This window comes from Arthrobacter ruber, from assembly GCF_002954225.1.
In the GTDB taxonomy this organism is placed as follows: domain Bacteria; phylum Actinomycetota; class Actinomycetes; order Actinomycetales; family Micrococcaceae; genus Arthrobacter_D; species Arthrobacter_D ruber.
Map to the genome: position 1 here is coordinate 58,386 of NZ_PPTH01000010.1, position 13,969 is coordinate 72,354.

General features: G+C 60.2%; 16 protein-coding genes and 1 pseudogene. 7 read left to right on the forward strand and 10 right to left on the reverse strand.

The window, feature by feature from the left end:
* The first annotated feature begins 2 nt into the window (after positions 1–2).
* Positions 3–1,889, forward strand: coding sequence for a hypothetical protein (locus CI785_RS01680; protein WP_105030373.1), 1,887 nt, complete (start codon positions 3–5; stop codon positions 1,887–1,889).
* Positions 1,890–1,958: 69 nt separating this feature from the next.
* On the opposite strand, the gene CI785_RS01685 is transcribed toward CI785_RS01680, so the two are convergent.
* Both CI785_RS01685 and CI785_RS17620 read right to left on the reverse strand, forming a co-directional pair.
* Positions 1,959–2,363, reverse strand: coding sequence for a recombinase family protein (locus CI785_RS01685; RefSeq protein WP_338064869.1), 405 nt, complete (start codon positions 2,361–2,363; stop codon positions 1,959–1,961).
* Complete coding sequence (locus CI785_RS17620; protein WP_276307992.1) at positions 2,309–2,536, reverse strand: recombinase family protein; 228 nt, start codon at positions 2,534–2,536, stop codon at positions 2,309–2,311. The genes CI785_RS01685 and CI785_RS17620 overlap by 55 nt, the downstream gene beginning before the upstream one ends.
* A gap of 381 nt (positions 2,537–2,917) precedes the next feature.
* Here CI785_RS17620 and CI785_RS01690 point away from each other — a divergent pair, with 381 nt between their 5' ends.
* Entirely contained in the window at positions 2,918–4,417 is a 1,500-nt protein-coding gene (locus tag CI785_RS01690) for a pentapeptide repeat-containing protein (protein WP_157940114.1), read from the forward strand.
* A 428-nt stretch (positions 4,418–4,845) separates the two neighbouring features.
* Here the strand turns inward: CI785_RS01690 and CI785_RS17725 are convergent, their stop codons facing one another.
* From CI785_RS17725 to CI785_RS17625, 5 genes and pseudogenes are all read right to left on the reverse strand, one after another.
* Entirely contained in the window at positions 4,846–6,606 is a 1,761-nt protein-coding gene (locus CI785_RS17725) for a zinc-ribbon domain-containing protein (protein ID WP_157940115.1), read from the reverse strand.
* Between the two features lie 73 nt (positions 6,607–6,679).
* A pseudogene (locus CI785_RS17730) lies at positions 6,680–6,916 on the reverse strand (zinc-ribbon domain-containing protein); the annotation flags it as partial.
* A 151-nt stretch (positions 6,917–7,067) separates the two neighbouring features.
* Positions 7,068–7,592 carry a hypothetical protein gene (locus CI785_RS01715; RefSeq protein WP_105030376.1) on the reverse strand — a complete coding sequence of 175 codons (525 nt, stop codon included), beginning with the start codon at positions 7,590–7,592 and terminating at the stop codon, positions 7,068–7,070.
* A gap of 110 nt (positions 7,593–7,702) precedes the next feature.
* Entirely contained in the window at positions 7,703–8,413 is a 711-nt protein-coding gene (locus CI785_RS01720; RefSeq protein ID WP_105030377.1) for an SOS response-associated peptidase, read from the reverse strand.
* Between the two features lie 332 nt (positions 8,414–8,745).
* A complete protein-coding gene (locus tag CI785_RS17625) occupies positions 8,746–8,868 on the reverse strand; it encodes a hypothetical protein (protein ID WP_276307993.1) in 123 nt (40 codons plus the stop codon).
* A gap of 212 nt (positions 8,869–9,080) precedes the next feature.
* Between CI785_RS17625 and CI785_RS01725 the strand changes: the two genes are divergently transcribed.
* The 4 genes from CI785_RS01725 to CI785_RS01740 all read left to right on the forward strand — a co-directional run bounded on the left by CI785_RS01725 (position 9,081) and on the right by CI785_RS01740 (position 10,861).
* Complete coding sequence (locus CI785_RS01725) at positions 9,081–9,404, forward strand: hypothetical protein (RefSeq protein ID WP_105030378.1); 324 nt, start codon at positions 9,081–9,083, stop codon at positions 9,402–9,404.
* Positions 9,405–9,486: 82 nt separating this feature from the next.
* Positions 9,487–9,795: a hypothetical protein gene (locus tag CI785_RS01730; RefSeq protein ID WP_105030379.1), complete on the forward strand. Its 309-nt coding sequence runs from the start codon at positions 9,487–9,489 to the stop codon at positions 9,793–9,795.
* A 68-nt stretch (positions 9,796–9,863) separates the two neighbouring features.
* Positions 9,864–10,208, forward strand: coding sequence for a histone-like nucleoid-structuring protein Lsr2 (locus CI785_RS01735; protein ID WP_105030380.1), 345 nt, complete (start codon positions 9,864–9,866; stop codon positions 10,206–10,208).
* Positions 10,209–10,243: 35 nt separating this feature from the next.
* On the forward strand, positions 10,244–10,861 hold the full coding sequence (locus tag CI785_RS01740) for a hypothetical protein (protein WP_157940116.1): 618 nt from the start codon (positions 10,244–10,246) through the stop codon (positions 10,859–10,861).
* 183 nt (positions 10,862–11,044) lie between these two features.
* On the opposite strand, the gene CI785_RS01745 is transcribed toward CI785_RS01740, so the two are convergent.
* A complete protein-coding gene (locus tag CI785_RS01745; RefSeq protein WP_420808203.1) occupies positions 11,045–11,275 on the reverse strand; it encodes a helix-turn-helix domain-containing protein in 231 nt (76 codons plus the stop codon).
* Positions 11,276–11,464: 189 nt separating this feature from the next.
* Here CI785_RS01745 and CI785_RS01750 point away from each other — a divergent pair, with 189 nt between their 5' ends.
* Positions 11,465–11,680 (forward strand): Lsr2 family DNA-binding protein, encoded by a 216-nt coding sequence (locus CI785_RS01750; RefSeq protein ID WP_157940117.1) that lies wholly within the window; start codon positions 11,465–11,467, stop codon positions 11,678–11,680.
* A gap of 451 nt (positions 11,681–12,131) precedes the next feature.
* Here the strand turns inward: CI785_RS01750 and CI785_RS17420 are convergent, their stop codons facing one another.
* Together CI785_RS17420 and CI785_RS01760 are read right to left on the reverse strand one after the other, a co-directional pair.
* Positions 12,132–12,668, reverse strand: a complete 537-nt coding sequence (locus CI785_RS17420) for a ParB family protein (RefSeq protein WP_240614945.1) — start codon at positions 12,666–12,668, stop codon at positions 12,132–12,134.
* Positions 12,665–13,492 carry a ParA family protein gene (locus CI785_RS01760; protein WP_105030384.1) on the reverse strand — a complete coding sequence of 276 codons (828 nt, stop codon included), beginning with the start codon at positions 13,490–13,492 and terminating at the stop codon, positions 12,665–12,667. Before CI785_RS01760 ends, CI785_RS17420 begins: the two co-directional genes overlap by 4 nt.
* Positions 13,493–13,969: the final 477 nt, after the last annotated feature.

Genomic DNA, 13,969 nt, shown 5'->3' on the forward strand with positions numbered 1-13,969 from the left:
CCATGACAGAGCGCAACATCGTCACGCACATCGAACAAGCGCTCTTAGAAAGCCGCTTTCCATCCACCACCCGCTGGAACCGACTGGAGGGCCGGCCCCGCACACATCACTTCGACCGCGCCCTGAAGGCCGAAGTGCGGGACGCGCTCTGGATGCTCTCTCGGCAATGGCAGATGGGTGAGTTTGAGGGCGACGACGCGGGATCACCGGTGTTAGCTCGGGCATGTCTAGACTTGCGCACAATCGATCAGTACCAAGCCGCTGACGGCGAGGCCCACTCCCTCTTACCCGACGAGATGCTCGAGTCCCGGGTGGAGCGGCGCCGCTTACTTCTGAAGTCTGGAGAACAGTACCTCTCACTTGATCTGCGGATGGCCACCGGTCGGCGGTGGTTGCGTCTGCTGAAGAAGGAACATGCAGCCAGCCGGCTCGCGGTTAACCATCAGGACGCATACCTCCAAAGGTATGCCGTGCGCGTGCCCGATCCTGGTACCGAGGCTGACGCACAAATCTGCGCGCATGCGGACGCGTGGCAGCAAGTAAGCTGCGCGGGCGGCAGAGCGATGGACGGGATTGCGTTTCTCGAGTACCTCGATGAGGACCCCGCCCACACCGCCGCGGACGGCATCCCCGCAGCCGGTGATGAGTCGGCCTTGGCCGCCCTGGCAGACCGACTACGCTTGTGGCTCGCCGATCTCCTCGACCAACCAGAAGAGGGCGACGATGCCTGGTTGCCATCGCGTCTTGAGTATTCTTTCGGGCTCTCCGCCCCAACCGGAGCCACCGGGAACGACGGCTCCGGCACAGAAGTTGTTCTCCGGGCGCCGGAGTACCACCACGGGACCCTCGACTGGCACGCCCTAGAACATCGCGACGACGAACGACTCGGCCCCACCCGATCCGCATTGCCACCCCTTCGGAAGGTACTCACGGTCATTCCCACTTCCGTGGTGTTCGAGGGTATGCCCAATCCGCGGTGGTGGAGTTATGAGGATAAACGCACAAACTTCGGGCAGGTCACGCCTGACACCACCGACCTTGGCAAGCTGATGCTCTTGGAGTTCTCACTCGTTTACGCCAACGACTGGTTTGTTCTACCCTGGGTACTCCCCACCCAGACTCTGGCACAGGTACACGGAATCGCGCTGACGACAGTGTTTGACGAGCGTCTGTGGATCCGGCCCGTGCAGGATTCACCGACCGCGGCCGGATGGGAACCGTGGAGCATGTTCACCTTAACCTCTGATGACACCCAGAAATTATCCACCGGCCCGGGACCGGAGCTGGCCAGACTCGTAATACTCCCCACTGCGCCGAAGGTCCAGCAGGGCGATTCCTTGGAGGAAGTCGCGCTGGTCCGCGACGAGTTGGCCAACATGGTCTGGGCAATCGAGCGGCAGATCCCCTTGCCCAGCGGCTGGTGCCGAGCCGGAGGAGAAGCAGCTCACGAATATGCCACTCACCTTCGGAGGCTCGCCGCCCCGCCGATGGCGCCTCCACCTCCGGCGGTTGCACCGATCCGATACCGCGTGATGAACGAAGTGCCGGAACAGTGGATCCCGTTTATTGCAGTACACGTCGAAGGCAGCAGCAGAGAGACTCAACTCCAGCGTGCCGCACTCCCCCGTTTTATCGAAGGGCAGCCAAATCCGGAAAAAATTCGGCCCCGGACCACCCTGCTCCGGCAAAACCTGCCCTTGAGATACTTGATCCACGAGGAGGAGGTGCCGCGCGCAGGTGTCATGGTCAGCCAGTGCTACCAGCGCACCCGACGGCCCGATGGTTCAGTAGTAACGTGGTACGGCGCACGCAAGAGCACAGGCCGTGGTGAGGGGTCAAGCGGATTAGCCTTCGACCAACTGACCAACGTATCCCCTCCAACAACGTGAGAGCCGCTAACCCGCAACACCGGCTCGTTAGGGGCTCATCTTTCCTTCACCGGCTAACGAAAAGTTTCTTCACCTCGAAAGCGCGTGAATCAGGATGGAAGACCCAGTACCGCCCACCTTCCCTGCGTTCAGAAAAGCTTGTTCCGTGAACACCCATACCGAAGAAACCCTTCTCTCGGCTGGCCTGTCCGGGCAAGTGAGCGCGTCACTCCATAACCAATGAAACGCACCACCAGCCGCTTTCCGCCGATGTTCCGCGGCCGTAGCCCTTCCTGCCCTGATCCTTTCGACAAGCTGGTCGCGCTCGAGCTGCGCGAACGCGGACATGACCGTAAGCATGGTCCTGCCCACCGGGGCTGTGGTGCTGACTCCTTCCGTGCCGCTGCAAGAGCGCACAGTGTGGTGTTCCAGGTCATTGATCAAAGCCAGCAGGCTACGAATGGTGCGCACCAACCGGCCCACATTCCACACCACAACCTCATCACCGCCTCGCAGATTGTCGAGCTCCGGCGAGGCAAGCTCGCTCTCGTGCCACTCACCCCGTGGTCGGTGAAAATCCGGTCACAGCCAGCTGCTCGGAGTGCCGCGTGCTGCAGGTCAGCATTGTGATCTAAACTGCTGACCTTGGCGTATCCGATACTTCCCATCCTCAGGTCTCCTCAGGTTCATTAAAGGCCTTCGTCTCGATTGTTGAGAATGATCCATGTGAGACATATTGCTGAGACGGAGTTTGGATACAAAATTTGCCGCAGAAATACGAGCTGCACCGGGCACCCGAATTGTTCGACAACGCCTACAACTACATCAACGCTAATTAGTAGTCCAATTTCAGCCGCTGAAGCAGATCGACGCTAAGGGCTGCAAGCACAATCCGCTAGCGGGCTCGACGGCACCTACTGACGGCGGATGATTATGGGAGCTTGAAAGAAAACCCACTTCCACAATCCAACTTAACCCCCTCCTGGATATAGGCTGTAGATATGGGAGACCGTAACCGCGACGGCGCACCGCTCTTGATACTAGTAGTTGTGGCAGTTCTCGCCGCACTCATCGTCGGGGCACTTGCAATAATCGTGTTCGCTGATCTCGCAGCCGGGGTGCTATGGCCGTTACCAGGCGCAAAACCTCCAAATCTTGAATCAGACAAATGGTTTGACGTAGTGCGTAGCGCGGTTGCGACCGTGGGTTTAGCAGGACTAGGCGGGGCCGCAGTCATCGCTTATCGCCGCCAGCGTACGGGGGAGCACCAGCACAAGCTCGAAACCGATAAGCACTCCGCTAGCGGGGTAACAGAGCTCAGGGCACGGTTCACAACAGCAGCCGAACAGCTTGGACACGAGCAAGCTGCAGTCCGTCTAGCAGGCGTCTATGCAATGACAGCTTTAGCTGACGATTGGTTTCATGTTTCTAATAAAAACGAGCAAAAAGTGTGCGTCGATGTGCTCTGCGCCTATCTGCGTATGCCTTATAGCCCAGATTCGGCTAAACCCGGGGAACGTGAAGTCCGCTTAACTATCATCAACGTCATTCGTGACCATCTCATGCGCCCGGGGGAATTTTCAACCAACTGGTGCAATATATCTATGAACTTCACGGGCGCAACATTTGACGGAGGCATCTTCGACGATGCAGTCTTCAAAGGCAGAATAAATTTCGACAAGACAAAATTTGTTGGTGGCACCGTAACTTTTGATAGAGCACAGTTCGCTGGCGGTATCGTCACTTTTGACGAAACACAGTTCAGCGCCGGCACCGTAACCTTCAATGAAACACAGTTCACTGCAGGCACTGTGACGTTCAACAAAACACAGTTCGTGGGGAGCACAGTAATCTTCGAAAAAGCACAATTTACGCGCAACGCCCCCCTTCCTCGTCCATGGTCCAAGATTGCTCCTTCCCTTGGACCATGGCTGATCAGCAATTTCGAATTTTTACGGGAGACGGAGTTTGCTGGCTGCAAAGTCCACTTCGACGAAGCAAATTTCGCAGCCGGCATAGTGACCTTCAAAGAAGTTTTCTTCAGTACTGGCGAGGTTTCCTTCAGTAAGGCGCTGTTCACCGGAAGCACAGTCACTTTCGACAGAGTATGGTTTACTGCCTATTACCACACCCTTAGTACTACTGTTAATGCCCCAAACGTCTCATTCAACGAGGCCACGTTCTCTGCTGGCATCATCACTTTCAACGGGGCCAAGTTTGCCGCAGGCACTATTTCCTTCGACAAAGCAAAATTTGTCGGTAGTAACATCACTTTCAAAAGGTCAGAAGTTTTCCGCGGTTTAATTCTCAAACCGTATCCCATCCCAAGTGCACTAACCTTTGACAAGGCGCAATTTACTGCTGGTGCTGTTAGCTTCGAAGAAGCACAAGTTACTGGTGGCATCATCACCTTTAAAGAAGTCACAGGTGCATCTCCTGGAATTCTGAACTTGCAAAATCCTGAAGCTTGGAACCCTTTCCCCGACGTTCCCTGGGATGCAGAGACAGTTCCCTCTTGGGTCCGCCCCTCCGCATGGCCAACTAAATGAGCCCTCACGTAGAAGTGAAGTATTCCGGTGCACCTGAAAGTTCTCAGGGGCGGTGTCTTCGTAGGAGAGCATGTATGGCAAGTATACGATGTGCATTTCTTGCCATGGCAGCCACGGATGACGCAGCGTCGCAGCCGCTCTAGATAAAGTTTTCGGTGTTGTAGGTACTCCCACTGTGGCCTTCGAAGCGACCAAGGGCCACGTCACAAAGCACAACCCGACTCGGTGTGACAACGCGAATTACTACCTCAGCTCCCTTATCAACCGATCCCCCCGCTGATACGACCTCCCTCATTCTGCCAACAAGATGCCGGTCCTAAACTTCGACTCGTGGCTTGCTCTGCGCGACACCGCGTAGACGGCCTATAGTCCCGCTACCGAAGCTAACGAGTGTCAAATGCACTGTTATCGGCATTTCGACCACAGCCCTAATGTCTGCAATGTGGGCAACCGTGCTTACCGATTGTTCGGTTATAAACCGCGCTTTCCCAGTCGTGTCCGCTCCCACACCGCCACCAGATTTTGAGGTGAGAACCGGGACGGACCTCCGTAGGTAACAGCACGCCGTTGAGGGATGGGTGCCATTGGCCCGCGATGATTGGATCGCTTTCTGCGAGAGACTCTCCTGATTTCGGTTGGGCTCGCCGCCGGCCGGAAATCAATCGGTTGCAGGAGGGACAACCCGGGTTACCTCGTCTCGCCCGGGTGTTAATGGTCGTGTTCCATTCATTTCCGCATCGCCCGCATAGCCACCATGCCCTTGCGTTTTTGGAGTTCGCAACATCCTCTGGACGGAGATCCCCATTTAGGGTGGGGTGCCATTCAGCCGCAATCGCCGGACTTTTCTCCGCGAGTGAATTCCCGGGTCCGGGCTGAGGAGGGGGTTGGGCGGGGCGGGTTCGTTCAACCCGGTGGAGACTGTCGGCGATCATCCGCTCCGAAGTCTCCTTCGCCCAGAGATGTCCCTTCATACGATAAAGAGCCGCTACTTCCTTCACACGTTCGGAAACGGCAGTTATCGGGTGGTCGGGGGGGCTAGTACAGGAGGATGAGGCAAGGCGGTCGATAACCTGCAATGTCATTTGGTAGGGGTCGGGATCACCGGTTGTACAGGTGACGTCAACTGATTGGATGAGAGGCAGGGGTGCCTGCCGCACACGAATGACCACCCATCCGTCACGAGTTAGGGCCTGAATTTTTTCCCGATCCCGTTGCTCATGTCCTGCGTGCCAGAAGCTGCCGTCGTACTCCACCGCAATCCGCAGGGTGCGGGCGATGATATCCACGTGTTGTTGGCCCTGCGAGGTGTTTACCCTGGCATCACCTTCAACGGGCGCGGGAAGCAATGCCTGAAGTTCGCATTGCGAAGCGATCTCGGGCCGTGACCGCCTCCATCCGGCCGAGCATTTTGGGCATCCGGTTCCCAGCCGGGCTCTGGAGGCGACATTGGCCCGCCAAGAGTGGCCCCTTTCGCAGAGCCACCAAAATGGTCTTCCCACTCCGGGCGTGACCTGGGCAGGAGTCTGTTTTCCATTTTTGGTCAGGTGCCATTCGGCCGCCAGCGCCGGCATTTTCGACATTAGATCATTGCCGTATCCGATCTTCTGATTTGAGCAGTAGGGGCAACCACGGCCCAGCGCTGTCCGGTTGGCGACCTTGCTTTTGTAGTCGTGGCCGGCGGGGCAATTCCACCACACCATCTTGGCGGTGGATGGCAGCACATCATTGGCAGTCAACGAACCGTTCAGGGAAGGATGCCACTGCGCTGCTATTTCGGGTCTCTGAACAGTCAGTGAAGTCTCTGCGGTGGCGAAGCGCCCCGAACAGTACGGGCACCCTGCCCCTCCCTTGGCGACGCGGCCAGCGGGAGATATCCGCCAGTCATGGCCCCGAGCGCAGCGCCACCAGACCGCGGTGTTTGACTGTGGGGCCACCTCTTCGGGAGTCAGCGGCCCGTTCTTCACCGGGTGCCATTGCTTCGCAACCAGAGGATGCACGTCGGCCAGGGACTCTCCCGGTTTTGGCTGCGACATCCTTTTCGCCGTCCGATCCCCAGCACACTGCGGACAGCCTGCACCGAGAACAGTCCGGCTGCGGATGATCGCCTGCCAACTGTGGTTCTGGTGGCAACGCCACCAAGCCTTTCTCTCGGATCCCGCGACCACTTCGCCGGCCCTGGTTCTTTTCAAAGTCCCATTCCCCGGCCAACACCGGGTAAAGAATGTCCAACCGGTTTGTCACGGAAGGTCTCTTACCGGCACAGAACGGGCATCCGCTCTTCCGTGAAGCGGTGACCGACTTAGCGACAGCTTCCCATCGGTGATCTGATCCGGCAGTGCATCTCCACCAATATTTTTTATTCGAGCCAGCTGATACGGCGCATGCCGGCAAGGGATTGCAGGGATCATATCGAGCCGCGGCCGGAGTATCTGCAATGGTGAGCCCTTGGGGAAGCCTAGTCACTCCCCCAAGAGCGTCGGGTTGATCCAAGGCAGTCATCTGAATGGGCCGTTTCTCTTCGAAGAGGTGAACAACATCTGCCAAAGCTTCTCGATGAAGGCAACGCTAGCTACACACCGGGCGTTCGCTGCACGATCCCCTTGCGTGCGGTCTTCATTGCGCAGGGCGTAACCAAACGCAACACCTCGCGTTACTGGGTGCTCCACCGTTCGTGCGCGGACTGCCGGCTGATTCCCACGGCTCGGCCTATGTCGGCCCAAGAGGCGCCCGCCGCTCTCGCGGCCGCCACGGTTTTATCCAGCCGGGCTCCGGCCTGCTTGTGGTCCCGCGCTGCTGCCTCCACGCCGAGGACCGCTTCCGAGGGTGCGATGTGAGCTTTCCACTCCTCGTGGATGGCGTCCTCGACCTGTGGGGAAGCGTCGGCGAAGTCCTCCGGGGCGACGTAGTCCCGGCGTCGGTCAAGGTCCGCTGCGGCCAGAGTTTGGGCCCGTTCCCATAGTTCGCCCCGCCACCCGCATTCACAGACTCCGCGCCAGCCGACGATGTCCTTGTCTGGGACGATCTCATAGCCATCCAGCTGCGGATCCCGTGGCCAGCGTCCGGTGATCCCCTTGACGTGCATCCCGGCCGACGATGAACTGCCGGAGTGCCGTCCGTCCGGAGCCTCCGGCGCGGCCCAGCCTTCATGCTCGTTGTCGCTTGAAATCCACCCCATGGCCAACCTTCCGTTAGGGTTTTCCTTCAAGAAGTGTGTCAGGGAACCCTGACAGAAGCTCGGTCTAGCTCACTCATAGATGGACGACGACAAGTTGGATAGCCAATCCGTTACTCGACAGGTTCGATGAGTTGCGGCCCATTGTTGCGCACTGATCCGACCTCTTTCCCCACGATCCGCGGCACAAGGTTGGGTTCGGGGATGGTGTCGATGAAGTGCTGCACCTGGTCCCGCTCGGTCATGGTTGGGTCCAGCCACTGATCCTGCAGGTCCTTGGGGATGATGACCGGCGTCCGGTCATGAATGTGGCCGAGCGCGTCATGCGCGGCGCGGGTGAGGATCGTCGCGGTCACCAACCACTTGTCCTTAGCGTCCTCGGGTTTGGTGGGGTCGGGCCAGAACTCGTACAGGCCGGCGAAGCCCAGCAGCTGGTCCTCGTCCTCCGCGTGGAGGTAGTGCGGGGTCTTCGTCCCGTCCTCGTTCTTCTGCCACTCGTAGTAGCCGTTGGCTGGTATCAGGGCTCGGCGCTTGGCGGCTGCGGTACGGAACGATGGCTTCTCCGTGACCGTCTCACTGCGGGCATTGATCATCTTCGCTCCTGTGGCCTTCGGGTCTTTCGACCAGGCGGGGACGAGTCCCCAGCGGGCTGTCTCGAGGCCGCGCACCAGTGTCCCCTCGCGCAGCTGCTCGGACACGAACGGGATCCCCTGCATCGGCGCCACATTCCACGACGGCTTCAACTCGTCCTCGAAGGACTCGTCGACGCTGAAAGCGTCCCGGATAGCGGCCTTGTTTCCGGCGATGACGAAGCGTCCACACATACCCGCATTCTCCCCTAGCTCTCCGACAGACGCAGGACAGCACGGAGCGCACGGGCGCGCCTCCTGTCCCCAGGTGCACGGCACAAGCTCCCCCACGCTTCGCTGCTTGTCCCGCACACAGGGGGACAGCAGGAACCCGAGGGCCCTCCTGCACACACCCACCTCTCGTCACCGACACCGGATAGCGCACCTCGAGCGAGCGGTGGATGTGCACAGCCTCCTGGCGCTGAGGTGCTGAGGTGCTGAGAAGAGAACGTTTATCGAGCTCGGGCGCGGAAGTACCGATACCCGGAGATGTAGAGGCCGATGAGAAGGTCGCTCCTGAGTACGAATCACGCACCGTCCCAGTTCAGCTCCACCTGACCGAACGACAGCGCCAGCAGGGACAGCAGGCCTACGAATCCCGCCAAAACAATGGACATCCCAGCTAGGACGCCAGCGAAGGTCTCGTTCATCGTCTTTGTCGGCGTAGGGCTCATCAGCTTCTTGAACCAGCAAGCCCTCCCCCGCCATCCGGACAACTTCCCAAATAATCGAAATTGTGTTCTATTTTAAAACCTGCACAAGGGACGGCAGAGGATCAGGACGGCGGACGATGACAGCACAGCCAGACGACACAACACGAACAAGGCAAGCCGCGCGGGGCTCTGAGGAGCCGGCATGGCATGTGCTGGACGAGACCGCCGACGTCCGGTTCCTGCCTTCGGGGTTGCCGTTGGCGCTGCGCTGGCGGGGCGGCCTGTGGCAGGTCATCGGCGAGCCGGTCTCGTGGTCCAGCTCGAGCAGCTGGCGGAAACCCGCCACCACTCCCCCAGACGGACTGGGCGGCCCAAGCGCATTGGAAGGGCAGAGCCGGATGCTCACGACCCGGTTCTGGCGGTTCCAGGCGCAGACCGGGCCCGCGTCCCCAGTGCTGGAGTTCGATATGAGCGCGGACCCACGGTGGGGCCACTGGCGGCTGCGCCGCGTGGCGGGCATCGACGGGTTTTGAGCCGGCGGCAGTCGGGACGTAACCGGAACCTGAACCAGTTGTGGGTGGCTCCAAAAGGTATGGCAAGCATTACGCCCGGCTGATGGACGAAAAGATCGAGGAGTTCGTCATGCGCGAAGAGCTCATCATGCTCACCGCAGCCGAACTCGACGTCGAAAACTACCAACCCACCGACTTCCCCGAACCACGGCGCGTGTACGCGTGGATTCGGTACCCCTCCAAAGCCATCCGCGTCCAGGCACACGCGATCACGTACACGCGCACAGCGGTGAAGATCCGGTTCCTGGAACCGCTCATCAAGATCCACCGCGAGGGCTGGGTGTGGCTCAGCGCCGTCACGCCCATACCTACTCGCGATAACGGTGACAGTGGCAATGCGAAGCGTGCTTAGTTTCATTTGGGATAGAATCCACGAAAGGGGATGCAGTAATCAGACCAACAATTTTTAGGAGTAGAACAATGGCACAACGCGTTCAGGTGGAACTGGTCGACGATCTCAATGGTGAAGTAGCGGACGAGACGGTGCGGTTCGGTGTCGATGGCACCGAGTACGAGATCGACCTCACGGCGGAGAACGCTGAGAAGCTTCGCTCGACCCTGTCCGAGTACGTGGAAAAGGCCCGGAAGGCAAAGACGGGCCGGCGCGGACAGGGCGGGCAGAACACATCCTCGGCGGCGGCGAGTAAGTCCAAGCGTGAAGAGACCCAGAAGATCCGCCAGTGGGCGAAGGACAACGGGCACAACCCCAGCCCCCGCGGACGCATCACCCAGACCATCGTCGACGCCTACAACGAAGCCCACTAGGACCCCATTCGCGGTCGACCAGGTGCGGGGGGACAGTGGCGGGACTCGATGACCTGACATCGGAAGCCAATGAGCGGTGGGCTAAAGCCGAACGGTACGCCCACGGGTTCGCTGATAACGGCATGGGCGAAGCACTGCGGGTCTATTACACCCGCTACTTCCCCGCCGGTGTCATCCTCTACGCCGGTGCCCTCGCCTTGGTCGGCTCGCTCCTGTCCGGCGACGAGCCCACGAATTGGCGTCTTGTCCTACAGGCAGGCTCATTTCTGTTCGCGCTGCTCGCAGCGATCGCAGGTCTCATCTACAACTCCAAGCGAGTCAAACCACGCGCCGAGCTCGGTAAGAATCTCTCCATCACCATCGGGCTCGAGGTCGACGAGCAAAAGTACCTGAGGCGGGCCATTACTGGCAAAGAGCCACCACCACAGGATCCCGTTCGTCTTGCTGTAGCGCGCTCGGTCGCCGTGCAAAGCAGGAAAACCCAAGCAACCAACCTCCTGACAGTCCCCCTCCACTCCTACGGTCTCGGAGGGCTCTTCGAAGATCTCTCCTTCCTATGGATGGGCATCACAGCCGTCTTCCTGGTCACCACCATCCTCTTCGCTCGCGAATTCCGGCAGACAGGACGGTTCCTCGCTGCCACAGCACCCTAAAAATCGACCTCACCCCCAGATCGCGATGAAAAACAAGGCAGCCCCGAACAGCATGGCCAGCATGCCCTGCAGGTAGCTATTCGCGGTCTCGGACTTATGCCGATGACGCCGCCCCGCTGACGACACCGTAAACGAACAGGGCGACCCCACCCAGGCACAGCAGGCACTAGACGTCGAGACCACTCACTCTGCCGCGTCAGACGCTGGGTCAGCGTCAACGTCGGCGCCGCCGCGGGCAATGTCGGTGCGGGCTCTGGCATAAGCCGCGGTGACGTAGTCCTCGATCTTGGCACGTTCGATACGCCACTGGCCCCGGCCGCCAATCTGAATCGCCGGCAACTCCCCCGAGGCGATTAGCGCCCGAACGGTGCTGTGCTTGGTGTTCAACTCATCCGCTACCTGCTGCAGGGTCAAGAACCGCAACGGCCTAGGCTGCCCGTCGCTCTGGGGTTGATCTGTCATGTACCCAGCATTCCAGTCACCAAACGCTGCACTGCTGATCGACGCGTCAAAAAGGTGGAGACGGAACCGCACCATGAACTGCACCCCAGAAGTTGGACTGCAAGTTAGTCCAGTCTCTGAGGACCCATCCACTGTTCGAGGTTGTGCACGTCCACCGATGTTGAGGCACGCAAAGCCAGAACCGGTCGCAGGGGCCAGGGCGAACAGAAGTCCGCCTCACCGCCTTCCTCGACGAGCCGATCCAAGCGCGAGGACACGCAGCAGATCCGCCAGTGGGCACAGGACAACGGCTACAACCCCAGCTCCCGGGGACGCATCACCCAATCGATCATCGACGCCTACAACGAAGCCCACTAGAACTCACAGTTCGCGGTCGACGAGCTGGCAGGGGGATAGTGGCGGGACTGAACGATGTGACGGCGGAAGCTAACGAGCGGTGGGCGAAAGCCGGACCCTAAGCCCGCGGCTAAGCCGATCTTGAGCTGGGCGATGCGCTGCGAATCTATTGCACCTGATACTTCCGCGCCGGCGTCACCCTCTACGCTGCTGCCCTCGCCCTGGTCGGCCCGCTCCTGTTCGGCGGCGAACTCACCAGTTGGCGTTTTGTCCTACAGGTAGGCTCGTTCCTTCTCGCCCTGCTCGCAGCGATTGCAGGTCTCATCTACAACTCCAAGCAAATCAAGCCGCGGGCCGAGCTCCGCAGAAGTCTCTTTATCAAGGCCGAGCCTGAGCCGGCGCGGACGTTGTAGGAGCGGACGAAGGAGCCCGGCGGAAATGACCCCACCATGGCTTTGCTGTGCCGGGGCTCCTACCGCAGCGGTCGTCCGCGCGGGATGCCGATCTCGTCGGGCGGGAACGGCTGGCCGTCGTTGTACTTCTCCTCCAGGCGTGTCACCTCGGCTTCGAGGGCGCGCGCAGCAAGATCGGAGAGCGATCGGTGTCCCTCGAGCCGACTGGTGGGGCCGTAGGCATTCCTGACGCGCTCAACGACCTCCGCCGGGATCCACACGCCCATCTTCTTTTTCTCTACCGTCACCGTCTCTGAGGCGGGTCGAGCGGGCACATCAGGGGCTGACGGAGCCTCCACTGCGACGGCAGGCTCTGCGGGGGCCGTGACCGCCGGCGCGAGAACTACCGGGGCTTCGGGCTGAGCGGCAACCGACTCCAGCACCGGGGGCGCAGCGGCAAGCACGGGTGGCTCCGGCGTCTCATCGACCGCAGCCACATCGGCGCCCATGTCTTTGACGACGCTGGACTCAGGAGCCTTTCTCAGACCCTTCTTGCTCTTAAGCTGGGAAAGCGGGTTGGCAGCCCCTCCCCTGCCCGCTGCGGGAGCCGTGCTCATTCCTCGCTTCCCTTCCAGATCTGGCGTGCGAGCTGCTCGAGGTCGGCCACGAGAACGTTGGACACCGACCCGAAGGACCGAAGCGGCAGGCACGCGGCCTGCGCCTTCGCGAAGAGCTCGCGATCGGGCAGCAACGGATCCAGCACAATGTCACCGAAGTCGTCGCGGACCTTGTTAATCCAGTACGCCTGATCAGAGCGGCCCTTCCGCTCCTTGTTGATGACTACGCCGACCAGGTCGATGTCCTCGTTGAGGTTCTCCTGCACCTCGGCGATCGTTGTGACGATCTCGGTCAGGCCCTCCACGGATGACACTCGGGGCTCAGTAACGAGCAGGGCGTGGGTCGCGGCCGTGAGGGCGTTGACGGTTAGCAGCCCGAGCGAGGGCGGACAATCGATCAGCACGACGTCGTAAGTCTCGGCCACGCCCTTCAGGGAGATTCTCAAACGGTGCTCCCGAGCCATCATGGCGTCCCGCTCACGCGATGCAAGATTGCGCTCGGATGGAATCACGTCGATGGCCGCAGTCCCCTCCCCCGCCCCTGCCTTCGGTAGCCAGGCTTCGCCGGCGGGCACGATGGCATCGCCTGCCGCTCCGGGGGTGATCTTTTGGTTGTTGTCCGGATCGCCGTACAGGACGTCATTGAGGGTGAACTCGGGCGAGACGACGCCCAGCGCCGAGGTGGTGTTGCGCTGAGGGTCCGCGTCGATGACCAGCACGCGCTTCCCCAGCTTGTCGGAGAACGCCTCTGCAAGGCCTGTCACCAGGGTCGTCTTGCCGACGCCACCCTTCTGGTTACAGACTGCAATGATTCTCGCCGTCATGGCGCACCTTCCGTTGACTGTAGTGACAGCCACGCCGGAGGGAGCCCGAGAACACACGGGCTCGGAATCCTCGGTGCCGGCGTGGCCGAAGTTCTTCCGCTCAGACTAGCGGCGCGGTAGCAGGTTACGCGCGAGCCACGCCGCGGAAGAAATGGAACCATTAGGGAACTTACCTCAATTCTTCCCCGTAATCTTATAGAAGAAATTGAACCATTAATTAATGGTAGAAACGTCACCTTAACCAGATCCGTGGCGGCCGCGGTACGGAAGAAACGGTTCCATTTCTGTCGCCCCCTGCATGGAAGGCAACCGAGTGGCCCTGGGAAAAAATGGTGCCATTCAGTAGATTCGGCTAGGGACGAAAAGGCTCCATTTCTGCTCGACGGCATCACCCGCCATTGAGCGGACCACCGGGAGCGTGAGTCCGGTATTGGACGAAACAGAACCATTAGCGCCAACGCTCCCCCGGACAGGCAG